Below are 24,677 nucleotides of genomic sequence, written 5' to 3'. Positions count from 1 at the left end.
AGAGCATGGTCGGGTCATCAGGGGGCGCTGATCCCCCGGCAGCCATCTCGCCCCCATGCCCTCCTTGCCCTGGCCCGAGCCCAGCGTTCACCCCGAAGCCTGGGTGGCCCCCTCCGCGGTGGTGATCGGGGACGTGCGCATCGGCGCCGGAGCGAGCCTCTGGCCGATGGCCGTGGCCCGGGGCGACCTCTGCAGCATCGAGATCGGAGCCAACAGCAACATCCAGGACGGGGCCGTGCTGCACGGGGATCCAGGCCAACCGGTGCTGATCGGCTCGAGGGTGACCATCGGCCACCGCGCCGTCGTCCACGGCGCGCAGGTCGGCGATGGCTGCCTGATCGGCATCGGCGCGATCGTTCTCAATGGGGTGAGGGTGGGGGAGGGCGCCCTGGTGGCCGCAGGGGCGGTGGTGACCCAGGATGTGCCCGCACGCACCCTGGTGGCGGGCATCCCGGCCAAGGCGAAACGAACCCTCAGTGAGAGCGAGGCCGCCGCGCAGTCTCAGCACGCCCTGGACTACAGCCAGCTGGCCGCCACCCATGCCGCTCGCGCGGCCTGAATGCTGCGATTTGGATCAACCGCCCAGGAGCCTTTCTGGGGCGGCTGCGGATGTCCGTAAGATCGTTCCAGGATGATTCTTCTTCGATGGACGCTCGGCTCCTGCTGGTTACTGCCCCGATCCTGATCGCTGTGGGCTGGGCCGTGTTCAACATCGGCCGTGCGGCCATCGGCCAGTTGCAACTGATGCTCAAGCGTTCCCGCGCCTGATGGTTCTGGTGATCGGTGCCGGTCTCGCCGGCACCGAAGCGGCCTGGCAGATCGCCCAGGCAGGCTTGCCTGTGAGGCTGGTGGAGATGCGTCCCGTGCGGCGCTCCCCCGCCCACCACAGTGCCGAATTCGCAGAGCTGGTGTGCAGCAACAGTTTCGGTGCCCTCTCCAGTGATCGGGCCGCTGGACTGCTGCAGGAAGAACTGCGACAGCTGGGTTCGCTGGTGATCAGCAGCGCCGACAACCACGCCGTGCCAGCCGGCGGCGCCCTGGCGGTGGACCGTGGTCAGTTCAGTGCCAGCCTCACCCGCACGCTCGAAAGCCATCCCCTGATCCAGGTGGAGCGGGTGGAGCAGCTGCGCCTGCCCGCGCCGGACGAACTCACCGTGCTGGCCACCGGACCCCTCACCAGCGACCCCCTGGCCGAGGATCTGCGCCGTTTCACCGGCCGCGACGACTGCCATTTCTTTGACGCCGCCAGCCCGATCGTGGCCGGCGAGAGCATCGACCTCGACGTGGCCTTCCGCGCCAGTCGGTACGACAAGGGCGACGCTGACTACATCAACTGCCCCATGGACCGGGAGCAGTACCAGGTCTTCCGGGAGGCGTTGCTGGCGGCCGAGCAGGCCGAGCTCAAGGACTTCGAGCAGGAGAGTGCCAGCTATTTCGAGGGCTGCCTACCGATCGAGGAGCTGGCCCGCCGCGGCGACGACACGATGCGCTACGGCCCGCTCAAACCGATCGGCCTCTGGGATCCGCGCTGGGGTGACCTCCACGACCGTGATGTGCGGCGGGCCAGGCGGGCCCATGCCGTGGTGCAGTTGCGCCAGGAAGATCGCGAGGGGCGGCTCTGGAACCTGGTGGGCTTTCAGACCAACCTGAAGTGGGGCGAGCAGAAACGGGTGCTGCGCCTGATTCCAGGTCTGGAGAACGCCGAGTTCGTGCGTTTCGGGGTGATGCACCGCAACACCTTTCTCGAGGCCCCGCAGCTGCTGGATCCCACCCTGCAGTTCCGGCAGCGGCCCACCCTGCTGGCGGCGGGCCAGATCACCGGCACCGAGGGCTACGCGGCCGCCGTGGCCGGGGGCTGGCTGGCCGGCACCAACGCCGCCAGGCTTGCCCATGGCCAGAGCCCGATCACGCTGCCCCCCACCACCATGATCGGCGCCCTCACCCACTTCATCGCCGAAGCCCCAAGCGCGAAGTTCCAGCCGATGCCACCCAACTTCGGCCTGATGCCCGAGCTGAGTGTGCGGGTGCGGGAGAAACGGGCCCGCTACGGCGCCTACCGCGACCGCTCCCTGGCTGATCTGGCCCCGTTCAGGCCCGAAGCCCGCAGTGCTGTCCTGACCTTTGCCTAGGGTCGAATTCGACTGCCAGCCCAGGCCCATCCCTGTGAGCGTCCTCTCCAGCCCCGCCAGCACGATGGCCACCGACCCGGCTCACTCCCAGGACTGGGACGCCGTGGTGATCGGCTCCGGCATCGGCGGCCTGGTGACGGCCACCCAGCTGGCCGCCAAGGGGGCGCGGGTGCTGGTCCTCGAGCGGTACCTGATTCCCGGTGGCAGCGGCGGCAGCTTCGAGCGCCAGGGCTACACCTTCGACGTGGGCGCCTCGATGATCTTCGGCTTCGGCGAGCGCGGTCACACCAATCTGCTCACCCGCGCCCTGGCCGATGTGGGGGAACGCCAGGAGACCATCCCCGATCCCGCCCAGCTCGAATACCACCTCCCCGGGGGTCTCACCGTGGCGGTCGATCGCGACTACGAACGCTTCATCGCCCGACTCAGCGCCCTTTTCCCCCACGAAGCCCGTGGCATCCGTCGGTTCTACGACACCTGCTGGAGCGTCTTCCGCTGCCTCGACGCGATGCCGCTGCTCTCGCTGGAGGATCCGGCCTACCTGGCGAAGGTGTTCTTCCGGGCACCGCTGGCCTGCCTCGGCCTGGCCCGCTGGCTGCCGGTGAATGTGGGTGATGTGGCGCGTCAGCACATCCGCGATCCGGCGCTGCTGAAGTTCATCGACATGGAGTGTTTCTGCTGGTCGGTGATGCCTGCGGATCGCACGCCGATGATCAACGCCGGCATGGTCTTTTCCGACCGTCATGCCGGTGGCATCAACTATCCCCGCGGCGGCGTGGGCTCGATCGCCCGGCACCTGGTGCGGGGACTGGAGCGCCACGGTGGCGCGATCCGCTACCGGGCCCGGGTCACCCGGGTGCTGATCGAAGACGGCAAGGCCGTGGGGGTGGAGCTGGCGAGCGGAGAGACGATCCGGGCCGCCCGGGTGATCTCCAACGCCACCCGCTGGGACACCTTCGGTGGCCTGGTGGAGGAGGCGCAGGTGCCCGCCGCCGAGCACACCTGGCGCCGGCGCTACAAGGCCTCGCCCTCCTTCCTCTCCCTGCATCTGGGGGTGCGGGCCGAAGCGGTTCCAGCCGGCAGCCACTGCCATCACCTGCTGCTGGAGGAGTGGAGCGCGATGGAGGCCGAGCAGGGCACGGTCTTCGTCTCGATCCCCACCCTGCTCGACCCGGGCCTGGCGCCCCAGGGGAGGCAGATCGTCCATGCCTTCACCCCCTCGAGCATGGAAACCTGGCAGGGGCTCTCACCGGGTGAGTACCGCAGCGCGAAGCAAGCGGCCGCCGATCGCCTGATCCGTCGGCTGGAGCTGATCCTGCCCGGCCTGGGAGCAGCGATCACCCACCGGGAGGTGGGAACTCCCCGCAGCCATCGCCGCTTTCTGGGCCGCCACCAGGGCAGCTATGGACCGGTGCCGGCCCTGCGCCTGCCGGGGCTGCTGCCGATGCCCTTCAACCGCAGCGGCATCCCCGGGCTCTATCTCGTGGGCGACTCCTGCTTCCCGGGCCAGGGGTTGAATGCGGTGGCCTTCAGCGGCTTCGCCTGTGCCCACCGGGTCGGCGCCGACCTGGGCCTCAACCCCTGGGCCCTGCCGGATTGAGCCTGAGCCGAGGGGGCCGCGCCGGAAACCCGACCCCACCCAACTCGCGGGCCCAGGTCACGCTCCATAGCGTGAACGCCCTTCAGACTCCAGCCTCCATGGGTCCCGTCCCCACCCCGAACCACGAGGATCTCGCCCGCTACCTGGAGCAGAACGATGCCCTCACCAAGCCCTGGCTTCTGCTTCAGTTGCGGCTGAGCCGACTCAAGGAGGAGAAGGACTCGCTCGGGGCCGAGGAGTACCTGCGCCGGGTCCAGGATGCCCACGAAGACCTGATGCGACTGGGCACCTTCTGGCGCGGCCGCGAAGCTGAACTGTTCGGTCGGGGCTGAACCCCATGCCCACCAACCCACCGGGTTCAATACCGGAGCAGGCTCAGATCTACCCGGTGGCGCCGTTGATCCGGCTCACCCTGCTGGGGCTTTACCTGGCCCTGGTGCTGCCCCTGCCCCTGCTGGCCCCGCCCGCACTGCGGCCCTGGCTCACGGCCGCCCTCCCGGCTGGTTTCGTTCTGGTGGGAGCCCTGCTCAGTGAACGGGTCAGCCTGGATCGCCAGGGCATCGCGGTGGGACACCCGCTCTGGTGCGCCTGGCTGCTGCGCCGGGGCTGGCAACTCCCCTGGGATCAGGTGCAGGGTCTGGCCAGCCTGGGCACAAGCCAGGGCGGACGGGTCTTCTACCTGAAGGCACAGGATGGACGCCGGCTGCTGCTGCCCCAGCGGGTGGCCCGCTTCCCAGCCTTCCTGCTGCAGATCCAACGCACCAGCGGCCTCGATCTCTCCGGAGTGGGGAGGATTTCCCCGCCCTGGACCTACTGGGCCCTGGCGGGGTTGTCGCTGGTGCTGCTGCTGGCCGAGGTGGTGGTGTTCGCCGCCCTGCCCATGGGCAGCCTCAGCAACCTGAACTGAACAGGTGGCTCAGGTGGCGCTGGTGGCCTGGTGGCGCACATTGCCGGGGGAGCTGATGGAAGGCTCCGGTGCATCGGGCAGGGTTTCCAGGCTGAAGCGGTAGCCCTGCTGGCGCACGGTTTCAATGCCACCGCCCTCGCCGAGACCGGCCAGTTCGAGCTTGCGCCGCAGGGTGAGGACCTGGGTGTCGACGGAGCGGGGCCCGCCACTGAATGGGGGCCAGGCCATACGCAGCAACTCATGGCGGCTGCGGACCATCCCCGGGGGCATCAACAGAGCGCAGAGCAGGGCAAACTCCCGGGGGCTGAGCTCCACGGGCTGATCCCTCAGTGTGACCTGCCGCAGCAGCAGGTGCACCTCCAGGGGGCCGACACAGACCCGCTCCTGCAGACCGGTGCCACTGCGGCGCAGCAGGCTGCGGCAACGGGCGGCCAGCTCCTCGAGACCGAAGGGCTTGCGCAGGACGTCGTCGGCACCGGCATCGAGCAGCGCCACCACAGGATCCACACCGGTGCGGGCCGTGAGCACCATCACCGGAGAACGGAGATGGGCCGCCAGACGCAGGGCCGTGCTCTCCTCGAGAAGCTCGGCGCTCACCAGCAGGTCAGGAGTCTGGTCGTCACAGAGCTGGAGAGCTTCTGCCGCCGTGGCCACGGCGGCGGCCAGATAGCCGTCCTGACGGAGTCGCTGGGCCAGGACCGTGCGCAGGGTGGGATGGGGGTCGACCACCAGGACCCGCTTCAACATGGCGGATCCACCCGTACGAGACTCCAGCTTCAGGCTGGGGGAAGGGGGAGGGGTGGAATCAGGCTTTGGTGTGAGCTCCACACGCGGCCACGAGTGATTCTTTAGGCTACCTGATACACCCCGGGAGCAGTCGGTATCGATCGATGCCACCCCCGCCCAGACAGCCTGTGCCCCAATGACCGCGCTGCAGAATCCCGACGCCATCCGACACTTTCAGTCGCTCTGTGACGCCTGCCAGGACCTGGCCAGCCGCTACCACAGTCCGTCGGAGCTGAGGCTCTATGCCGATGGCTATCTGCATGCCCTGCGCCGCAGCGCCGTGCTCCAACCCCTGGATCAACGCCGCCTCGAAGACCTGATCGAGCGCTGGATCATGGATCCCTCCAGCTTCATCGGACCCGACGGCAACCTGAGCACCCTGTTCGAGAACAGCCGCAACTGATCGTCCCTCCCACTGATTCATCGCTTGCCGGTCAGCGGTCCGTGGAGCCCAGCGAAGTGGCTGGGCCTGAATCACTAGCTGGCCAGGGCCACCGTGAGGGTTTCACGCAGCTCGCCCGAGTTGTACATCTCGATCAGGATGTCGGAGCCGCCGATGAACTCCCCGTTCAGATAAACCTGGGGGATGGTGGGCCACTCGGAATACTCCTTGATGCCTTGCCGGATCTCCGCATCGGAGAGCACGTCAAAGGTTTCGAACGGCATCCCCAGGGAGTTGAGGATCTGAACCACGTTGTTCGAGAACCCGCACTGGGGCATCAGCTTCGAGCCCTTCATGAACACCACGATCGGGCTGCTGCTCACGAGGCTGTCGATGCGTTGCTTGACGGCGCTGTCCATGGGTGCCAGGAGAAAAGAAGGGTTGGTTGGGGACGGAACGATCGAAGGGATCAGCTCACACCGATGGGAACGGTGGTTTGCAGGGCCAGAGCATGGATGGCCTCGCTGGCCAGCTCACGGCGCAGGGCCCCATAGACCAGCTGGTGCTGCTTGATGCGTGAGAGCCCCGCGAAAGCGGATGAAACCACCTTCACCTGGAGGTGGTCGCCACCTCCGGTGAGATCCTCCACCTCCACCTGAGCATCGGGAAGGCTTGCGCAGATCGCCTCCTTCACCTGCTCCGACTGCACCATGACTGGGGTCCATCCACAAGACGGGGAATCTAGAAGCCGTGGGGCTTGCCTGCCTTATGGCGAGGCCGGGGCATCAGCGCCGGCGGTGTAGGGAATCGTGGCGAAGCCGAGTTCCACCAGGGTCTGGTAGGCGCGTCGACCCTCCTCACGGGTGGGCGTCATCACCTTCACCACCTCCACCAGCAGCGGCACTGCCACCTCTGGCTGATTCTGGCGCCGCAGCAGGGCGGCCAGGCGCAGGTTGGACTGGGCCAGCAGCTCCAGGGACTCGCGACCCTTCTGGTCCATCTCCCTGGGGATGCGCGCGTCGAGGCCGCGGAAGGATCCACTCAGATCCCGATAGAACCCCAGCAAGCGCAGGCTGGCATCCCTGGCCTGGTCGTAATCCTTGCGGGCGGAGGCCAGGTCACCCCGGGCCACAGCCCCATCGCCGCGGCTGAGCAGATCCCTGACAGCCTGAAGATTGAAGGTTCCCGCCGAACCCTCCAGCACTTTCTGGGGCTCACCCTGGGCCTGGAGGGGCAGGATCGGGCAGAGGGGGAGCAGGGTTGCCGCCAGGGCAAGCCCGAGGGCAACGTGAGGCCGGCGCACGGGGGCAACACCGAAAGTCGACTGGACTCTACGGGGAAGCGAAGGGACGCCCCACCGCGACGCGGGCCGCTTCCTCAGCTGATTGCATCGCCGCCGCCAGTCGCTCATTGAACGCCCTGACCGCAGCGCGCCCACCATCGCCCGCCACGGTCAGGGGGGGCGCGAAAGCCAGGGCCGCCTCGCCACGCCAGTGCGGTCGGGCCTGGCTGTAGCCGATGCCGACAGGGACCACGCGCACATCCACCCCCTGGCTGGCGGCCAGGAACGCAAGCCGCCCCAAACCCTGCTGCAGCCGGATCGGCTCATCCTGACGGCGGATCTGACCTTCCGGAAACACCACCAGCTGCTCCGAGGCCGCCAGCAGGTCCACCGCATAGCGGAGGACCCTGGTGCCCGGCCGCCGCTGATCAATCGGGAAACATCCCAGGCGATCCAGAAACCAGCCTTGGAGCCCCTTCATCTCCGTGACGGTGACCATGAAACGGCAATCGCGGCCACTGACCCGTCGGCCGGCGGCGTGGGGCAACAGCAGCGCGTCCCAGCGGGCCCGGTGAGTGGGGGCCAGCAAGACCGGCCCCTGCAGCGGCAGGTGCTCGGACCCGAGCACCGCGATCGAACTGAAAAAGCCCGGAAGAGCCAGATCCTGGGTCACGAGCATCGCCATCGGCGCCAGCACCGGGCTGATGCCACGGCAGACATTGCCCTCCCGCGCCACCAGGCTGGAGCGCTGATTCGGCGCGCTCCTCCCGGGTTCCCGGGTCACTTCCCTCGTCTCGGCCGTCACCTGAAGCCGCACATCTCAATGGCTGAAAGCTAAAGGGCACCACAGGGCCTGGTTTCCAGGCACGGGCAGTTGCCTCTGCGGTTGATCAAACCGTCGCCGCCGCATCGACTCACCGCCGCCGCTGGGGAGACCGGGTTGAATCCATAGGATCAATGGTCTTAACAGCATCGCCGCGGAGCCATGGCCAGCCTTGGCGTGAACATCGATCACATCGCCAACGTGCGCCAGGCCCGCCAGGCCCGGGAACCCGATCCGGTCACCCTGGCGCTGCTCGCGGAGCTGGGGGGTGCCGATGGAATCACCGTGCACCTGCGCGAAGACCGGCGCCACATCCAGGAGCGTGATGTGGAGTTACTTCGGGCCACGGTGCGCAGCCGCCTCAACCTGGAGATGGCCGCCACAGCCGAGATGGAGGCGATCGCCCTGCGGATCCATCCCGACATGGTGACCCTGGTGCCGGAACATCGCCTGGAGGTCACCACCGAAGGAGGCCTTGACGTGGTGACCCAGCTGGAGGCCCTTCAGTCCCTGGTGGGCCGTCTGCAGGGAGCGGGCATCCCCGTGAGCCTGTTCGTGGATCCCGTGGCCGCCCAGCTGGAGGCCAGCCATGCCAGCGGGGCCCGCTGGGTGGAGCTGCACACCGGTGCCTACGCCGAAGCCGCCTGGGATGAGCAACTGCGGGAACTGGCCCGGCTCCAGGAGGGCAGCTTCGTGGCTCGCTCCCTCGGGCTGCGGGTCAATGCCGGCCATGGCCTCACGTACCAGAACGTGGAGCCGATCGCAGCGATCGAGGGCATGGAGGAACTGAACATCGGCCACACGATCGTGGCCAGAGCCCTGGCGGTGGGATTGCGCAGGGCCGTGAAGGAGATGCGGGCCCTGATCCAGAATCCACGCCGCGACCCCCTGTTCAGCGGCACCACTCCATGAGCACCTCCCCCACCACATACCACTTCATCGCGGCCAGTGAGGAATTCCTGACGGTGGAGGAACCCCTGGAGGAGGTCCTGCGGGAACGGGTGCGCAACTACGGCGAGGTGGGCAAAGCCATCGACTTCTGGCTGGTGCGTCGTCCGGCCTTTCTGAAGGCGCCCGAACTGACCGAGGTCGCCACCACGGTGCCGAGCCCGGCCGCGGCGGTGATCTCCACCGATTCCAAGTTCATCGATTTCCTGAAGCTGCGGCTGGAATTCGTGGCCAAAGGCAGCTTCGAGGCTCCCACTGCTGCGATTGAGGATCCCTTCGCCCAGATCGTCGACGCCTGAGGGTGCCGAGCCGGGGAGACAGAGCAGCGAAACCCACCCCGCTCAGGCCGTCTGCTTCTGCCTGGTGACCATCCACCCATCCAGCAGCTGAAGCTGCACCGGATTGAGGGCGGCATCGGCAAGCAACCGCTCCCTCAGGCGAGCGACATCGTCGGGATGCAACTCTCCATTTTTTTGCCAGTGGAGATCCGTGGTGATCAAGGTGTTGACGTGCTGACGTCTCGATTTGTTCATGGTGTCAGCTGGACCACGCCCATCCCGTCCTCAAATCAAAGGATTTCCTTGAGAGATCCCTTTGATGTCTCAGATCGCGCAGGTTGCGCCGATTCGGTGGCCGCTCCGGGACCCAGCAGCTGGTGATCATCCGGAACAGGCCGGCGCTCAGAACAGTCCGAGGAAGCGGCGGCGGGGCTCGGGCTCACCCTCTGCCGTCCGGAGAGGTGCGCGCCCCTGGCCCCCGTCCTGCTGGTAGCGGGGAACGTTGTCGCCGATGGTGAGCAGGGCTTCCTTGTTCTTCCACCAGATCCAGTCGCGGATCGGGGGGGTTGCCAGCAGATCCTCACGGCTGAGGCCGAGACCGAGCTTGCGGGAGGCATCCACCAGCACCTCGATCATCGCCTCACCGTCACGGCAGCGGGCCAGGGCCTCATTGGTGCGCTTCGCCCCGTTCAGGGCCTTCACCAGAGCCTGCACTTTCTGGGGAACCGGGAGGGAAGCAGGATTCATCGGATCCCAGCGGCATGGATCGGACCGTACCAGCATCAGCCCGCCGGTTGGCGGTGGTGGGCTGACAGAAGTTGATTCCAGGGGCCAGACTGTGGGAAGCGCAGTTCTCACTTCGGCGCAACTTCTGCATGGCGTCCCCACCGCAGCCCTCCCGTCACTGGGTGATCGGGGACGTCCATGGCTGCGCCACAGCTTTCCAGGATCTGATCAGCAGACTTCCGGACGACGACCGTCTGCTCTTCTGCGGCGATCTGATCAACCGCGGACCACAGATCGAGCGCACCATGCAGCTGGCCTGGGGGCTGGTACAGGAGGGTCGAGCTGTCTGGCTGAGAGGAAACCACGAGCAGAGCCTGCTCAGGGCACTCACCCGCCAGCGCGGTGTCGCTGATCCGGCCCTGGCAGGGTGCGACACCTACCGACAGCTCGGCAGCCGCCAGTGCCGTCTGTGGCGGGAACGCCTGGACAGCCTTCCCCTGGCCTACTGGGGCAGGGGGTGGGTGGCGACCCATGCCGGCTTCGATCCCTCCAGCTGGCTGCCCGACCTCTCCATCCGTCAGACCTTCTGGAGCCAGTACGACGGCCGCTTCGGGGATGTGGTGATCGGCCACACTCCCGTGGCACGGGTGGAGCGCAGCGCCAACGGCATCGTCAAGATCGACACGGGCGCCTGCTATGGGGGTCGGTTAACCGCCTACTGCCCGGAAACCACCGAGCAGCGCAGCGTGCCCGGCCTGCGCAGCATCTCGCCCCAGCTTCCGGCCCCGGGGCTGATCTGTTCGTCCGAGCCCGTGGCCGGGTCCCGCTGACAGCGACCCGATGCTGACGGTGTATCGCAGCAACCGGGCCGACCTGCTCGCCCAGCTGCTGGGAGAGCACCTGCTTCAGACGCCCCCCGACCCCTTCGAGACGGTGGCTGTGGTGGTGAACACCTGGCCCACCAGTCGCTGGCTGGGAGAGCAACTGGCCCTGAAGCTGGGCGGCATCGCCGCCAACATCCGCTTCCCCTTTCCCGGCAGCCATCTGCGCGCCCTCGTCCAGCACCTCCTGGAGGAGGAGGGTGAGGGCAGCGATCCCTGGCGGGCCACCGACCTGGTCTGGCCGGTGCTCGAGTTGCTGCCACAGTTGGTTGAGGCCCCCGAAGCCGCCCCGCTGCGACGCTGGCTGGAGTGCCGCGGCGAGGGGGGCGAACTGGATGCCCCCCTCTGGCAACTGGCACGGGCGATCGCCGATGCCCTCGACGACCTCAGCCTGTACAGGCCCGCCATGGCTCAGGCCTGGTGGCAGGGCGGCTCTGGGGACAGCCTCGGAGATCCTCTGCCTGAGGCACTGCGCTGGCAGCCCCTTCTGGTCCAGCTGTTGCGTGATCGACTGCAGCGGAAGCCCTTCGGGCTGAGGATGCTGGAGCCGATCGAGCGGTTGCGTCAGGGCCGGATCAGCGGCGTGGGGATTCCCGCCCCCCTTCGCCTGTTCGGACTCAGCAGCGCCCCGCCGGTGCAGGTGCAGCTGCTCCAGGCCCTGGCCCTGGTGGTGCCGGTGGAGATCTACCTGCTCACCCCCTGTGCCGACCTCTGGCAGCGCTGCATCGAACGGCGCCGCGAGCTCCAGGACGCCCTGGCCCTGGAGCAACCCTTCGGCCTTGACTGGTTGCTGAAGACCCCTGGGCTCGAGGCGCGTTTCGGCCGCCTCGGAGGTGAGTACCAGCAGTTGCTGGAGGGCACCGGGGAGTGGCAGCTGGGCAGCGGAGAGGAACGTGATCTGTTCCTGTTGCCGGCCACGGCGGCGGCCGCTGCCCAGCGGAGAGCGAGCCTGCTGGAGCAGATCCAGGAGCAACTCGCCCAGCCAGCGGCGCAGCAGCCCCTGCAGCGAGCAGCGGATGACCACTCCCTGGAGTTCCACCCCTGCCCGGGGACACTGCGGCAGGTGCAGATCGTGCGGGATCGCGTGCTGCAGCTGCTGGCGGCAGACCCCAGCCTCGAGCCGCGCCACATCCTGGTGATGACTCCCCAGGTGGACCGGCTGGCGCCCCTGCTGGCCTCGGTCTTCTCCGACAGCGACGCCACCAGGGTTGAGCTGCCCTGGCGGCTCACCGACCGCAGCCAGCTCGATGACACCGGCATCGCCCAGACCCTGCTCCAGCTCCTGCGCCTGGCGGGTGAGCGCCTCACCGCCTCGGGCCTGGAAGGGCTGCTCGAGAGCACAGCTCTGCAGAAGCACCACGATCTGGAACCAGAGGAGGCCGCCGCCATCACCAGGGCGCTGCAGGCCAGTGGCTTCCGCTGGGGGCTGGATGGGGGCGAGCGCGGCGGCCTCGAGCAGCACACCCTGAGCTGGGCGATCGATCGCCTGCTGCTGGGCCTGGTGCTCCCCGATCAGCCCGGGCTGGCCATCGGCGACTGCGCGCCCCATCCCCTGGCCGGCACACCCGAGAGCCAGGGGCGCTGGATCCGGCTGCTCACCAGCCTCAGGCAGGCCCTGGGCCAGCTGCGCCGCAGCCGCACCGCCCACGACTGGGGCCCCTGCCTCCGGGCCCTGCTCGAGAACCTGTTCGGCGATGGCGGCGAGCGGGCCTGGGAACTGCCGACGATTCACCAGGCCATTGCCGACTGGAGCGAGGGGGCCTCGGGCTGCTCGCTGAGGATCCCGGCCATGGTGGTGGCGACGGTGCTGCAGGAGCGGCTGTCAGCCGACAGCGGCCGCTTCGGTCACCGCAGCGGCGCCCTGACGATCAGCGCCCTCGAGCCGATGCGGGCCATCCCCTACCGGGTGATCGTGCTGATGGGCCTGGACGCGGAGGTGTTCCCACGCCGGCGGCAGCGACCCAGCTTCCATCCGATGGAGCACCAACGCCTGCTGGGCGATCCCGACCCGGCCGACCAGGACCGCTACGTGCTGCTGGAGGCACTGCTCTCCGCCCGTGATCATCTGCTGATCTGCTGGAGCAGCCGGGATGAGCGCAGGGGCGATCCCCTCCCGCCGCCGGCACCGGTACGCCAGTGGCTGGATCAGCTGCATGCCGATCTCGGCAGCGAGGGGTTCGATGGGCTGCAGATGGTGCACCCGGTGAACCCGCTGGATCGGAGCAATTTTCTGGCGGCGGGGCACCGGCCGGCCCCCAGCTGCGACCAACGGCTGCAGCAGGCCCGCCAGCGCCTCGACGATCCGGCCATGGCGGCACAACCGATTCAACCCCTGGCCCTGCGTGAACCACCCGAGCCGTCACAGGCGCTCGAGAACGATCCCGGCAGCGATCCATTCGATGATCTGCGCCGCTGGCTGATGGCGCCCCAGGACAGCTGGCTGCGGCAGCTGGGCCTGCGGCCAAGGGAGTGGGCCGACCCGGTGGAGGACCTCGAACCCCTCAGCCTCGATGAGCGGCAGCGCTCCCGACTGTTGCGCGACCAGCTGGCCCGCGGTGGCCACGACCCCACGCCACCCGACTGGTCCCGGATCTGGCGGGGCCGGGGCCTTGCCCCTCCCCTGACGGCCGGCGAGCTGGAGGGGGAGGCCCTCGGCCAGCGCTGGTCGTCGCTTCAGCTGCTGCTGACTCAGCTGGGGGAACCCCGCCGCCAGCTCCATCGCTGGCAGCCCGGCCCCCTCGACCACCCCCTGGAGGCGGAGCTCGACTGGCGCGGCGATCAACTGGTCCTGGTTCACACCGCCCAGGCACGCACCCCCCACCGGCTCGATCTCTGGCTGCGGCTCTTGCTGGCGACCGCCAGCGGTCATCCTCCGCGGCAGGCGATCCTGATCGGCCGCGAGAAGGACTGTTTCGTGGTGGTGCAGCGGCTGCAGGCCATCGGGGCGGAGGCCGCCACCGAGCAGCTGCAGCAGTTGCTGAGCTGGCGGCAAAGCCATCGCCACCACTGCTGGCCGGTGCCCCCTGAAACCGGCTGGGCCTACGCCGAGGCCGAACACAAGCGTCCCGGCGATGGAGCCGGCAAGGCTCTCCAGCGCTGGGAAGGAGCTCCCCCCTGGACGGACGGGGAACGACTGCAGGAAGCGATGGCCCTCAGCTTCGGCCGCGACTGCCCGGGAGAATCCCTGGTGCGTGGCGATTTCGGAGCGTTCTCCTCCCTGGCACTGGCCCTGCATGAACCGCTGCTGGAGCAGCAGCTGAAGCCATGAGCAGCGCCAGCGCCACAGCCCAGCCGGCGGAGCTGGCGGCCAACGGTCTGCCTCTGGATCCAGGGGTGCACCTGATCGAGGCCAGTGCCGGCACCGGCAAGACCTTCACACTCGCCCATCTGGTGCTGCGGCTGGTGGGGGAGCGGCAGCTGTCCCTGCGATCCCTGCTGGTGGTCACCTTCACCAATGCCGCGGCCGCCGAACTCAGGGACCGGATCGGCCGGAGGCTGCAGCAGGCCCAGCTGCTGCTCCAGGCCCCTGATCCGGCCGGCGACGAGGGGCTCGATCAGGAGCTGAGGGAGTGGCTGGAGCAGGTGCCAGCCGAGGGGCACGAGCGTCTGCGCGCCCAGCTGCTGCTGGCGCTGGAGGAGCTGGGCTCCGCCGACATCACCACGATCCACGGGTTCTGCCACCGCAGCCTGCGGCGCCAGGCCCTGGAGGCGGGCCTGACTCCGGAGCTGGAGCTGGAGAACGACGGGGCGCTGCTGCAGGAGCAGGTGGTCCACGACTACTGGCAGCAGCAGGTGCTGCCCCTGCCGGCCCACGCCCTCAAGGGACTGATCGGCCGGGGGGTGCGGATTTCGGGGCTCAAGGCGCTGCTGGCGATGCTCGAGGGAGATCCGACCCTGGCCAACCCGGAGCTGCCGGAGGGCTGGGACCCCGAGAGCCCCCTGCCACCCCAGTGGCTGAGCCAGTGGGAGGCTGACTGGCACCGTTTTCAGGCCCTCTGGGACCAGCGGGGCGAGGCCCTGGAGCAGGCCCTCTGCGCCGCGGCGAGCGAACGCAAGCAGGCCGGAATCAAGAGCAAGGGCGCCTACAGCGCCAAGCCCCGCCTCAAACGCGCCCAGCTGCTGGGCGCCTGGCTGCAGGCTCAGCCGTGTCCGGGCTCCTACGCCGAGCTGCTGGAGGACAGGACCAGCTGGATTCCCGACTACTTCCACCCGGGGCCGGTCAGCGAGGCGGCGGCCCCGTTGGAGGGTCCGCGGCCACGGCTGCCCGAACGCCCGTTGCTGGAGGCTGCGGCTGCCCTGGTGGACGGTGCGGCCGAGTCGGTACTGAGCCATTTCTGCCACTGGGCCCGGGCCGAGCTGGCACGGCGGCGCCAGCGGGGAGGCCGCATGAGCTACGGAGACCTGCTGCTTGGCCTGGATCCCGGCGACGACGGGACCCTCCGGCCTGGCCTGATCGAAGCCATCTCCCAGCGTTACGGGGCGGCACTGATCGATGAGTTCCAGGACACCGATCCCCTCCAGTGGCGCATCCTTCACCGGGCTTTCGCAGCTCCACGGGCCCGGCCTCGGCAGCTGCTGGTGCTGGTGGGAGATCCCAAGCAGGCCATCTACCGCTTCCGGGGAGGTGATCTCGACACCTACCGCACAGCCAGCAGGAGCGCCGCCGCCAACCACCGACTCACGCGCAACTTCCGCTCCTCGCCAGCCCTGCTCGACGCGATCAACCGCCTGCTCAGCCCTGGCCTCCCCCGCTCGGCGCTGTCGGTGTCCCCCCTGCGGGCCGCCCGCCCCAGCGGGTGCGAAGCCCTGATGCTCCCTGCGGGGGAGCATCCCCTGCAACTGCTCTGGCTGGGGGGCGACCGTGCCGCTGGCGAGCCCCCCCCCAGCCGCAGCGCGATGGAAAAGCGCGTGAGTGATCGGACGGCGGCCCTGGTGCTTGATCTGCTGCTGCGCGGATGGCGATTGGGTGAAGGTGAGGGGAGCCGGCCCCTGGAGCCCTCCGACATCTGTCTGCTGGTGGACCGGCACCAGCAGGCCGAGGACCTGCGCAGGAGCCTGGAGCGGCGTGGCCTGGCCAGCCGCCTGCTCAGCCAGGGGGATGTGTTCGCCGGAGAGGGGGCCACCCTGCTGCAGCGGTTGCTCGACGCCCTCGCCGAACCGGGCAGCGGGGCGCGGCTGCGGCTGCTGGCCGCCTCCCCCCTGCTGGGCTGGAGTCCCCAGCAGCTGGAGAGCACCGGCAGCCAGGAGTGGGATCACCTCTCCGGCCAGCTGGCCCGCCTCGCCGAGCGCCTGCCCGGCGACGGCCTGCTCGCCACCCTGGGGCGGCTGCTGCGCAGCGACGAGCTGGCCCGTCTCTCCCTGAACGGGCGCTGGCTGGCTGACCTGCAGCAATGCGCCGAACTGGTGCAGGAGCGACTGCACCAGCAGCGGCTCGGGGCCGCCGCCATCGCCGACTGGTTGCGGCGGCGGCGGCTGCACCCACCCGAAACGGTGCCGGAGAACCACCAGCCCCACAGTGATGCGGTGACCTCCGCAGTGGGGGTGGTCACGGTTCACCGCAGCAAGGGTCTCGAATTCCCCGTGGTGATCTGTCCCTACTTCTGGCAGGGGGTGGGCGGCGCCAGCCGTCGGGGCTCCAAGACCCCAGGACGCCGCTGGACCCCCACGAACGTCGGCCAGCCCCAGCTGGATGTCCATCTCGATCAGCGCTGGGGACCTGGTCAGGAGGCGGCCGAGCAGGAGCAGGCCGCCCTGGCGGCGGAGCGGGAACGGCTGGCCTATGTGGCGCTCACCCGCGCCCGGGAGCTGTTGGTGCTCGGTTTCGGTCCGGCGAAGGGCCAGGGCAGCAATCCCCTGATCCCCTGGCTGTTCAGCGACCGCCCCCTGCCGCCCCTGGAGCAGGACGACGACCTCTACGACGATCACTCCGACCAGCAGTGGCTCGAGCAGCTCGAGGGCGAGATCCAGCGGCGCTCCCTGCCGATCACCCTGATCAGCGGCGCTGCCGAGCAGCCGGCCGAACTGCGCTGGCAGGCCCCGGCGGCCTCCGGGAACCTGCGCACCGGCCCCGTGCCCAGCTGGTCTCTGTTCTCGGGCTGGGGTCGCAGCAGCTACTCCAGCTGGACCCAGGCCGCCCATGGGGAGTCCCTGGCCCCGGAAGCCATCGAGGAGGGGCGCGAAACCGATGCCATCGATCGCGCAGGAAGCGATCGCGCCGGCAGCGATGACGACGACCGACGCGATCAAGGACACGCCCCCATCAACCCGGATCGGGGGGACGGCCCCCTGGCAGCGTTCCCGCGCGGTGCCGGTGCCGGTGATTGCCTGCACCGCATCCTGGAGCGGGTTGACCACCGCCTGCCCGGTGACCACCCGGCCCATCTCGAGCTGGTGGAACGGGAGCTGGAGCGTGCTGGGCTGGCGCCGGAGCACGTCCCGGCCACCCTCCGGTTTCTCGAGCAGCTCCGCCACACCCCGCTGGGAGGCCCCCTGGGCGACGTGCGTCTGGCTGAGCTGGATCCTGGGCGGCAGCTGCGCGAGATGTCCTTCGATCTCCCCCTGGCCCTGGACTCAGGTGCTTCCGCAGGAGAGGCGCTGGTGAGGGCGCAGGGTCTGGCCCAGGTGTTCAGCCGACACCCGGAAGGGAGTTTCACCGGGGCCTATGCCCGGCGTCTGGCGGGGCTGGGGGTGGCCAGCCGCGGCTTTCTCACCGGTTCGATCGATCTGGTCTTCACCGCCCCGGGGGCGGACGGACTGGAGCGCTGGTGGGTGGCCGACTGGAAAAGCAACTGGCTGGGGTTGAGCGATCCCCAGGGCCGGCCGATCGCCTGTGGGCCCGCCGACTACGGGCGAGCCGCCATGGCGGCGGTGATGGAGAGCCACCATTACCCGCTGCAGGCTCATCTCTACCTGCTGGCCCTGCACCGCTACCTGGGCTGGCGCCTGCCGGGCTACAGGGCCGAACGCGATCTCGGCGGCTATGTCTACATCTTCCTGCGGGGCGTCCCCGGTGCCATCTGTCCACCACCAGGCCTGACGATGGCTGAGCTCTCGGTGCCCGGGGTGTTCGTGGAAGCGGCCCCGCTGGGGAGGCTCGAAGCCCTCGATGCTCTGCTGCGGGAGGGTCAGCGATGACACCACACCAGCCCACCCTCACCCCCCTGGGGCCTGCCCTTGCTGAAGCCCTGCCCAGGCTCTACGGCCTGAAGGCCGATCCCTTGCTGAACGAGCTGATCCAAGCCCTGAGCGCGGCTCTGGTGCGAGGAGACCTGCAGCTGCCCCTGGAGGGCCCTGCCCCCGAGGGCATTGAGAGCGCCGAGCACTGGCCTGAGGGCCACCGCCAGGCCCTGGTGCGTTGCGGTTGGATCCAGCGAGCGGAGCAGACGTCGGCCCCGGAGGAAGACTGCCCCTCACCGGTGGTGCTCAACGAACGGGGCTTGGGCTGGCGACGCTGGCTGATGCTGCTGGAGGCCACCATGGCCGAGCTGGAGCAACGGGCCAGGCTTGCCGTGCAGCCCCCGTTGAGCCTGGAGAGCCGGCAGGCCGCCTCTGAGCGGGCCAGGCGGCGGGGCACCCTGGACCCCCGTCAGCAGGAGGCCGTGGAGGCCCTGCTCAGCCAGGGGCTGGTGTTGCTCGGCGGAGGACCCGGCACCGGCAAGACCAGCACCGTCATGCAGATGCTGGCCGCCGTGCTCGAGGAGCGTCCGGCCTGGCGGATTCACCTGGCGGCGCCCACAGGCAAGGCCGCCGCTCGCCTGCGCCAGGCGATCACCGTGGCTGGCTCCAGCCTGTCGCGGCCCCTGAGGTTGCAGCTGGCCGCCATCCCCTGCACCACCCTGCATCGTCTGCTGGAGAGCCGCGGGGACGGATTCGGGCGCAACCGGGAGCAGCCGCTGACGCTGGATCTGCTTGTGGTGGATGAGGTGTCGATGCTGGATCTCCCCCTGATGGCCGCCCTGCTGGAGGCCCTTCCCCCAGCGGCCCAGCTGCTGCTGGTGGGAGATCCCGAGCAACTGGCTCCGGTGGGACCCGGGGCGGTGCTTCAGGAACTCCAGGCCCCGGCCCGGCGCGCATCCCTGGGCAACGCCGCGATCGAGCTGACCACCGCCTACCGCAATGACGGGGCCCTTGCCCTTGCTGCCGAGCGGCTGCGGCGGGGTGACGGCCGAGGATTTCTGCAGGGTCTGAGCCAGCTGGGGGACTCGGACAACCTCAGCTGGTGGCGCTGCGCTTCAGGCCGACTGCCCACTGCGCTGCTCAAGCGGCTCCAGGCCCATCAGGCGCAGCTTTCTGAGCTGGCCTCCCGCTGGACCCCCGGCCAGCACGAGCTGGCCTTGGAGCTGCTGGCGTGTCTTGAGCGTTGCGTGGTGCTGGCCCCCACCCGTCGTGGACCCTGGGGGGTGGAGAGGCTGAACCAGCAGCTTCTGGGAGCCGACTGGAGCCGGGGACCAGGCGGATGGCCTCCTGGAACGCCGGTGCTCTGCCAGCGCAACCTGCCGGAGCAGGGGCTGGCCAATGGTGACGTGGGGGTGGTGGTGAAGGCTGAGGGTGAGCGCAGGCTGCTGTTCTGGGGAAGCCAGGAACCTGGTGACGACAGCGGTGAGGGCATGGCCGGATCGCGTCTGGTTCATCCCAGCCGGATGGCGGCTGCCGAGGCGGCCTTCGCGATCACGATCCACAAATCCCAGGGAAGCCAGTACCAAGAGGTGCTGGTGCTGATGCCGGAAGGGGAGAGCCGCTGGGACCGGCGGCTACTCTACACGGCCCTCACCAGGGCCCGGCAGGAGGCCGTGCTGATCACCCCCGAAGGCCAGGGGTGGCTGCCCGTCTGAGGGCAGCCGAGCCGGTTCAGCGGATGAACAGCATCTCCTGGTAAGTGGGCAGCGGCCAGGCGTTGTCATCGACCAGGGTCTCCAGGCCATCGACGGCCTCCCGGATCTTGTGCATCAGCGGCAGCAGGCCGTCGGCGCAGTGCCGCATGTGGGCGGCAGAACCGTGGGGAGCGCTGGCCAGGGCCGACTCAAGCGCCGTGCAGTTGGCCAGGAGTTCCTGGTTGAGAGTAGCGATGCGTCCGGCCATCGCACGATCGGGGGGAAGGCCCAGATCTTCCTGATAGCGCAGGGAATTGGCCAGATCTCCGAGGTACTGCATCACCGCGGGATACACCTGGGTGCGGGCGATCTGCAGGGCCAGCTTGGCCTCGACCTCGACGGCCAGGACGTATTGCTCGGCGTAGACCTCAAAGCGGCTCTGAAGTTCCACCGGTGTGAGCACACCCATCCGGGCGAAGAGGTCCTTGACGGAGTCGCGCTCCAGCACCAGCAGTGCATCGGCGGTGGTCGGCAGGTTCTCCAGTCCCCGCTCGTTGACAGCCATCTGATGCCACTCGTTGGAGTAGCCGTCGCCGCCGAAGACGACGCTGCCATGGGCCTCCATGATGGCCTTCAGCACCGAGGCGGCAGCCGATTCCAGCGACTCCCCGGCCCCCATCTTGGCCTCCAGTTCGTTGCACATGTACTCGAGTGAATCAGCCAGAATCGTGTTCATGGCCACGAGCGGCCCTGCCACTGACTGATTCGAACCCACGGCCCTGAATTCGAAACGGTTGCCGGTGAAGGCGAAGGGGGAGGTGCGGTTGCGGTCGCCGGGATCCTTGGGGAATTCCGGCAGGGTGTCGACACCCAGTTGCATCAGGCCACCGTGGTCGGTGCTGCCGAGATTCCCGTTCTTGATCATCGTGTAGACCTCCTCCAGCTGGCTGCCGAGGTAGATCGAGATGATCGCCGGAGGTGCTTCATTGGCGCCCAGGCGGTGATCATTGCCGGCCGTGGCCACCACGGCACGCAGCAGCGGGCCATAGAGGTGGGCACCGCGGATCACGGCCCCGCAGAACAGCAGGAACTGCATGTTCTCCTCGGGGCTGCTGCCGGGATCCAGCAGGTTGCCCTGGGTGGAGTTGCCCACCGACCAGTTCACATGCTTGCCGGAACCGTTGATGCCCTCAAAGGGCTTCTCGTGCAGCAGGCAGTTCATGCCATGCTTGCGCGCCGTGTTCTTGAGCAGCGTCATCGTCAGCTGCTGGTGGTCGGTGGCCACGTTGGCCGCCTCGAAGAAGGGAGCGATCTCGAACTGACCGGGGGCCACTTCGTTGTGGCGGGTCTTGGCGGGAATCCCCAGCCTGTACATCTGCTGCTCCACGTCCTGCATGAAGACCTGGACCCGCTGGGGGATGGCGCCGAAGTAGTGGTCGTCGAATTGCTGACCCTTGGCGGACGGATTGCCAAACAGGGTGCGGCCCGAGAGCAGCAGGTCGGGGCGGAGGCTCACGAAGGCGCTGTCCACCAGGAAATACTCCTGTTCAGCGCCACAGCTGGAGTTGACCGGAGCCACGTCGGAGTTGCCCAGCAGCTTGAGCAGACGCTGAGCCTGTTTGTTCATGGCTGCGTTGGAGCGCAGCAGCGGGGTCTTCTTGTCGAGGGCCTCGCCGGTCCATGACACGAAGACCGTGGGGATGCAGAGGGTAACGCCATTGGGCGTCGCCATCAGGAAGGCAGGGCTGGTGATATCCCAGGCGGTGTACCCGCGGGCCTCGAAGGTGGAGCGGATGCCGCCGTTGGGGAAGGAGGAACCGTCAGGCTCCCCCTGCACAAGCACTTTGCCAGTGAACTCACAGATGGCGGAGCCGTCACCCTGGGTGGAGATGAAACCGTCGTGCTTCTCAGCGGTGGAGTTGGTGAGGGGGTAGAAAACGTGGGCGTAATAAAGAGCGCCGCGGCTCACGGCCCAGTCCTTCATTGCCTGAGCCACCACATTGGCAACCGAGACGTCAAGCTTGCCGCCGTCCTTGATGGTTTTCTGAATTGACTTGAAGATCTCCTTTGGCAAGGACGACTTCATCTTGGAGAGATTGAAGACGTCAACAGCCCAGATGTCCTGCAGGGGGGCTGCAGGGGCGGTCGCCGCCGCCGGTCGTTCCTGGGTGCGCTGAATGGCGTCGAGACGCGGGGAGCTGGGCATGTAAGACCGTGTGTCTGGGTCACATCCAAGTAGGCAGCCTTGCCCCGGGATGAAGCGGTTGCTACAGAGAAGCCGTCCAGCCTGCACACTGGATCGGTGCCGATGGCACCGCCGAGCTGGCGTCCCCTCCGCCATGGGACAGACTGGAGTTGTCCCCAGCTCGGTCCCCATGATCCGTTATTACCTCCTGCTGCCGGACCCCAAAGGAGGAGAACCCACCCTCGGCCGGATGATGGACGACCGCAGCGAGGCCTGCTTCGACGCCAGCAGCACTCCCCCCACCTGGCAGGGCTGCACCAACCAGATCCAGCGCCGCCTTCACGCCCACGACAAGATCGCCGAGATCAGTCAGGCCCGGGCCCAGGCCTGGAAGCCAGCCGCCTTTGTCTGAGGGCGCAGGGCCGCCAGCCCGGACGGCAGAACCCCGCGGGCGACCCGAGCTCCGTTGCGAGCGCCCGTGGGGCTGGTTCGAAATCCTCTCCAGCGGTCCCGGCTATCTGATCAAGCGGCTCTGGCTCCATCCAGGCGGCCGCATCAGCCTGCAGCGGCACCGCCACCGCAGCGAACTCTGGGTGGTCGTTGAGGGTGACGGCCTGCTGGAGTGCCGGGGCGAGCGGCTGAGTGCTTTCCCTGGCAGCACTCTGAGCATCCCCACTCTGGCGATCCATCGGGCCAGTGCCGGAAAACGGGGACTGATGATCCTGGAAGTGCAGCGTGGCGAGGAACTCAGCGACAACGACATCGAACGGTTCGAGGATGACTACGGACGACTGGGCTGATGGCCAGGCCTGAGGGCTTGGATGTGTTCGGGTGCTAAGATCTCTATTCCCCCTTTGATAAAGGGCAAGGCAGTCTTTCTTCAGGCCCTGTGGCCGCGAGATACGGGTACCTGCCGGCCTGCGTTGAAGGAATTCCCAGGCCAAGGCCCCATCAACTCATCGTGACCCAGCCCAACGCGAGCGAGAGCTTTGCGTGCTCCATCGACTTGAGCGCCCATCCCGCCCATCCTCCATTTCATCCCACCGCGAGCGATCCCATCACCACCACCCCTTCCATCCAGCCCAGCAACTCCACCCTCTCCAGCTGTGTCGATCTGAGTGCCCTCGAAGGGCCAGAGTCAACCCCTGGTGAAGCCAGCGGCGACCTTACGGCCATAGCCGTCGAATCCACCTTGATCGGGCCGCTTGATGAGCAGCCTCAAGGCGCTCAAGAGGAGCCTGCCGGTGGATTTGCGGGGTTCGGGCTTGGGGCTGAGATCCTCGCCGCTGTGGCGGATTGCGGCTACAGCGATCCTTCACCCATTCAGAAGGCTGCCATACCCGAGCTGATGCTCGGTCGCGACCTGGTGGGCCAGGCCCAGACCGGCACCGGCAAGACCGCGGCCTTTGCCCTGCCCCTGCTGGCTCGCCTCGATCCCCAGCAGCGGACCCCCCAGGTGCTGGTTCTCACCCCCACCCGCGAACTGGCGCTCCAGGTGGCCGAAGCCTTCAACGGCTACGCAGCCAAGCTTCCCCAGGTGCGGGTGTTGCCCATCTACGGCGGCGCCGACTTCCGTGACCAGATCATTCGCCTCAAGCGGGGCGTTCAGATCGTTGTGGGCACCCCCGGCAGGGTGATGGACCACATGCGTCAGGGCACCCTCGATCTCTCCGCTCTTCGCTGCCTTGTTCTCGATGAGGCCGATGAGATGTTGCGCATGGGCTTCATCGACGACGTGGAGTGGGTGCTGGAGCAACTGCCGGAACAGCGGCAGGTGGTGCTCTTCTCCGCCACCATGCCTGCGGAGATCCGCCGACTGTCCCGCAAGTACCTGCAGAACCCGGCTGAGGTCACCATTCAGCAGAAGGGTGCTGAGAACAGCACGATCCGTCAGCGCCACCTGGTGGTGCATGGTGGCCAGAAACTGGAAGCTCTCACCCGTGTGCTCGAAGCCGAGAGCAGCGAAGGTGTGATCATCTTCGCCCGCACCAAAGCCATCACCCTCACCGTTTCGGAAGCCCTGGAACAACAGGGCTACGACGTGGCGGTGCTCAACGGGGATGTGCCCCAGAACCAGCGGGAACGCACGGTGGAGCGGTTGCGCAGCGGTCAGGTGAATGTGCTGGTGGCCACGGACGTTGCCGCCCGGGGGCTGGATGTGGAGCGGATCACCCTGGTGATCAATTACGACATCCCCTTCGACAGCGAAGCCTATGTGCACCGCATCGGCCGCACGGGCAGGGCCGGCCGTCAAGGTGACGCGATCCTCTTTCTCACCCCCCGGGAAAGACGTTTCCTCGGCGGACTGGAGCGGGCCGTCGGCAAACCCATCAGCCCGATGGAGGTGCCCACCAATGCCGACATCAACCAGAGTCGCCTCGATCGCCTGCGCGAACGGCTCACCACCCTGGTGGGGACCCCTCGCTCCAATGAACAGGAACTGGCCCTTCTCAGCGAAATCCTGCAGCGGGTCGGCAGCGAGATCAGCGCCACCCCTGAGCAACTGGCCCTCGCCGCCCTGCAACTGGCCGTCGGCGACAGGCCCCTGCTGATTCAAGGGCCAGAGACCTGGCGCCAAACTTCCCCCAGCCGGGACCGCCAGCGCGGCAACGACGACGACCGCCGCAGTGATCGCCGGGGGGGCTCCTCCCGCAGTGGTTCCAGCCGGCTGGAAGCCTCCTCACCTCCGGAGGCCGACATGGAACGGTTCCGGATCGAGGTGGGCTGGCAGGACCGGGTCAAGCCCGGCAACATCGTCGGTGCCATCGCCAATGAAGCAGGGCTGAATGGTCGCAGCATCGGGCGCATCCAGATCTTCGACACGCACAGCACTGTGGATCTTCCCAGTGGGATGCCCGAAGATGTGTTCAATGCGCTGCGGCGGCTGCGGGTGATGAACAAGGAGCTCCAGATCACCCGCCACAAGTCCTGAGTCAGCCC

24 protein-coding genes are annotated in these 24,677 nt (G+C 68.1%); 16 read left to right on the top strand and 8 right to left on the bottom strand.

Annotation, left to right across the window (positions count from 1 at the left end; all coding sequences use genetic code 11):
- Positions 1-55: 55 nt before the first annotated feature.
- The 6 genes from KQ297_RS12010 (at position 56) to KQ297_RS11985 (ending at position 4,636) form a co-directional block, all read left to right on the top strand.
- Positions 56-559 carry a gamma carbonic anhydrase family protein gene (locus KQ297_RS12010; RefSeq protein ID WP_259739617.1) on the top strand — a complete coding sequence of 168 codons (504 nt, stop codon included), beginning with the start codon at positions 56-58 and terminating at the stop codon, positions 557-559.
- 86 nt (positions 560-645) lie between these two features.
- Positions 646-768 (top strand): photosystem II protein Y, encoded by a 123-nt coding sequence (locus KQ297_RS12005; RefSeq protein ID WP_185465483.1) that lies wholly within the window; start codon positions 646-648, stop codon positions 766-768.
- A complete protein-coding gene (gene trmFO, locus KQ297_RS12000; RefSeq protein WP_259739616.1) occupies positions 768-2,129 on the top strand; it encodes an FADH(2)-oxidizing methylenetetrahydrofolate--tRNA-(uracil(54)-C(5))-methyltransferase TrmFO in 1,362 nt (453 codons plus the stop codon). The genes KQ297_RS12005 and trmFO overlap by 1 nt, the downstream gene beginning before the upstream one ends.
- Positions 2,130-2,193: 64 nt before the next feature.
- The gene (crtH, locus tag KQ297_RS11995) at positions 2,194-3,729 is read left to right on the top strand and encodes a carotenoid isomerase (RefSeq protein WP_259739675.1); all 1,536 of its coding nucleotides are present in this window, start codon (positions 2,194-2,196) and stop codon (positions 3,727-3,729) included.
- Between the two features lie 98 nt (positions 3,730-3,827).
- Positions 3,828-4,061: a hypothetical protein gene (locus tag KQ297_RS11990; protein ID WP_259739615.1), complete on the top strand. Its 234-nt coding sequence runs from the start codon at positions 3,828-3,830 to the stop codon at positions 4,059-4,061.
- Between the two features lie 5 nt (positions 4,062-4,066).
- A complete protein-coding gene (locus KQ297_RS11985) occupies positions 4,067-4,636 on the top strand; it encodes a hypothetical protein (protein WP_259739614.1) in 570 nt (189 codons plus the stop codon).
- Between the two features lie 9 nt (positions 4,637-4,645).
- On the opposite strand, the gene KQ297_RS11980 is transcribed toward KQ297_RS11985, so the two are convergent.
- Positions 4,646-5,383 (bottom strand): response regulator transcription factor, encoded by a 738-nt coding sequence (locus KQ297_RS11980; protein WP_259739613.1) that lies wholly within the window; start codon positions 5,381-5,383, stop codon positions 4,646-4,648.
- Positions 5,384-5,558: 175 nt separating this feature from the next.
- Between KQ297_RS11980 and KQ297_RS11975 the strand changes: the two genes are divergently transcribed.
- Entirely contained in the window at positions 5,559-5,825 is a 267-nt protein-coding gene (locus KQ297_RS11975) for a DUF6761 family protein (protein ID WP_185465479.1), read from the top strand.
- Positions 5,826-5,899: 74 nt separating this feature from the next.
- Here the strand turns inward: KQ297_RS11975 and grxD are convergent, their stop codons facing one another.
- The 4 genes from grxD to KQ297_RS11955 are packed head-to-tail and all read right to left on the bottom strand — an operon-like array spanning position 5,900 to position 7,891.
- Positions 5,900-6,223, bottom strand: coding sequence for a Grx4 family monothiol glutaredoxin (gene grxD, locus KQ297_RS11970; protein ID WP_185465478.1), 324 nt, complete (start codon positions 6,221-6,223; stop codon positions 5,900-5,902).
- A 50-nt stretch (positions 6,224-6,273) separates the two neighbouring features.
- Positions 6,274-6,516, bottom strand: coding sequence for a BolA family protein (locus KQ297_RS11965; protein ID WP_259739612.1), 243 nt, complete (start codon positions 6,514-6,516; stop codon positions 6,274-6,276).
- A 54-nt stretch (positions 6,517-6,570) separates the two neighbouring features.
- Positions 6,571-7,107 carry a hypothetical protein gene (locus tag KQ297_RS11960; protein WP_399251747.1) on the bottom strand — a complete coding sequence of 179 codons (537 nt, stop codon included), beginning with the start codon at positions 7,105-7,107 and terminating at the stop codon, positions 6,571-6,573.
- A gap of 28 nt (positions 7,108-7,135) precedes the next feature.
- Entirely contained in the window at positions 7,136-7,891 is a 756-nt protein-coding gene (locus KQ297_RS11955) for a 1-acyl-sn-glycerol-3-phosphate acyltransferase (protein ID WP_259739611.1), read from the bottom strand.
- A 180-nt stretch (positions 7,892-8,071) separates the two neighbouring features.
- On the opposite strand from KQ297_RS11955, the gene KQ297_RS11950 reads away from it, so the two are divergent.
- Positions 8,072-8,821, top strand: coding sequence for a pyridoxine 5'-phosphate synthase (locus tag KQ297_RS11950; protein ID WP_259739610.1), 750 nt, complete (start codon positions 8,072-8,074; stop codon positions 8,819-8,821).
- Positions 8,818-9,156 carry an MgPME-cyclase complex family protein gene (locus KQ297_RS11945; protein ID WP_259739609.1) on the top strand — a complete coding sequence of 113 codons (339 nt, stop codon included), beginning with the start codon at positions 8,818-8,820 and terminating at the stop codon, positions 9,154-9,156. Before KQ297_RS11950 ends, KQ297_RS11945 begins: the two co-directional genes overlap by 4 nt.
- 42 nt (positions 9,157-9,198) lie before the next feature.
- On the opposite strand, the gene KQ297_RS11940 is transcribed toward KQ297_RS11945, so the two are convergent.
- Positions 9,199-9,390 carry a hypothetical protein gene (locus KQ297_RS11940; RefSeq protein WP_259739608.1) on the bottom strand — a complete coding sequence of 64 codons (192 nt, stop codon included), beginning with the start codon at positions 9,388-9,390 and terminating at the stop codon, positions 9,199-9,201.
- 147 nt (positions 9,391-9,537) lie between these two features.
- Positions 9,538-9,882 (bottom strand): hypothetical protein, encoded by a 345-nt coding sequence (locus KQ297_RS11935; protein WP_259739607.1) that lies wholly within the window; start codon positions 9,880-9,882, stop codon positions 9,538-9,540.
- A gap of 128 nt (positions 9,883-10,010) precedes the next feature.
- Here KQ297_RS11935 and KQ297_RS11930 point away from each other — a divergent pair, with 128 nt between their 5' ends.
- The 4 genes from KQ297_RS11930 to KQ297_RS11915 are packed head-to-tail and all read left to right on the top strand — an operon-like array spanning position 10,011 to position 19,573.
- Positions 10,011-10,691 (top strand): metallophosphoesterase, encoded by a 681-nt coding sequence (locus KQ297_RS11930; protein ID WP_259739606.1) that lies wholly within the window; start codon positions 10,011-10,013, stop codon positions 10,689-10,691.
- A gap of 10 nt (positions 10,692-10,701) precedes the next feature.
- A complete protein-coding gene (locus KQ297_RS11925) occupies positions 10,702-14,010 on the top strand; it encodes an exodeoxyribonuclease V subunit gamma (RefSeq protein WP_259739605.1) in 3,309 nt (1,102 codons plus the stop codon).
- On the top strand, positions 14,007-17,876 hold the full coding sequence (locus KQ297_RS11920) for a UvrD-helicase domain-containing protein (RefSeq protein WP_259739604.1): 3,870 nt from the start codon (positions 14,007-14,009) through the stop codon (positions 17,874-17,876). The genes KQ297_RS11925 and KQ297_RS11920 overlap by 4 nt, the downstream gene beginning before the upstream one ends.
- Positions 17,873-19,573 (top strand): ATP-dependent RecD-like DNA helicase, encoded by a 1,701-nt coding sequence (locus tag KQ297_RS11915; protein WP_259739603.1) that lies wholly within the window; start codon positions 17,873-17,875, stop codon positions 19,571-19,573. Before KQ297_RS11920 ends, KQ297_RS11915 begins: the two co-directional genes overlap by 4 nt.
- Positions 19,574-19,589: 16 nt before the next feature.
- Here KQ297_RS11915 and KQ297_RS11910 read toward each other — a convergent pair whose 3' ends face one another.
- Positions 19,590-21,758 (bottom strand): glutamine synthetase III, encoded by a 2,169-nt coding sequence (locus KQ297_RS11910; protein ID WP_259739602.1) that lies wholly within the window; start codon positions 21,756-21,758, stop codon positions 19,590-19,592.
- Between the two features lie 169 nt (positions 21,759-21,927).
- Between KQ297_RS11910 and KQ297_RS11905 the strand changes: the two genes are divergently transcribed.
- The 3 genes from KQ297_RS11905 (at position 21,928) to KQ297_RS11895 (ending at position 24,669) form a co-directional block, all read left to right on the top strand.
- Positions 21,928-22,149, top strand: coding sequence for a hypothetical protein (locus KQ297_RS11905; RefSeq protein ID WP_185474789.1), 222 nt, complete (start codon positions 21,928-21,930; stop codon positions 22,147-22,149).
- A complete protein-coding gene (locus KQ297_RS11900) occupies positions 22,142-22,537 on the top strand; it encodes a phosphomannose isomerase type II C-terminal cupin domain (protein ID WP_259739601.1) in 396 nt (131 codons plus the stop codon). Before KQ297_RS11905 ends, KQ297_RS11900 begins: the two co-directional genes overlap by 8 nt.
- A gap of 206 nt (positions 22,538-22,743) precedes the next feature.
- Entirely contained in the window at positions 22,744-24,669 is a 1,926-nt protein-coding gene (locus KQ297_RS11895) for a DEAD/DEAH box helicase (RefSeq protein WP_259739600.1), read from the top strand.
- The last annotated feature ends 8 nt before the right edge of the window (positions 24,670-24,677 follow it).

Source organism: Synechococcus sp. CS-205, from assembly GCF_025128255.1.
In the GTDB taxonomy this organism is placed as follows: Bacteria; Cyanobacteriota; Cyanobacteriia; order PCC-6307; family Cyanobiaceae; genus Regnicoccus_A.
The sequence above is the reverse complement of the archived record's forward strand: the minus strand, read 5'-3'. Positions and strand labels throughout refer to the sequence as shown.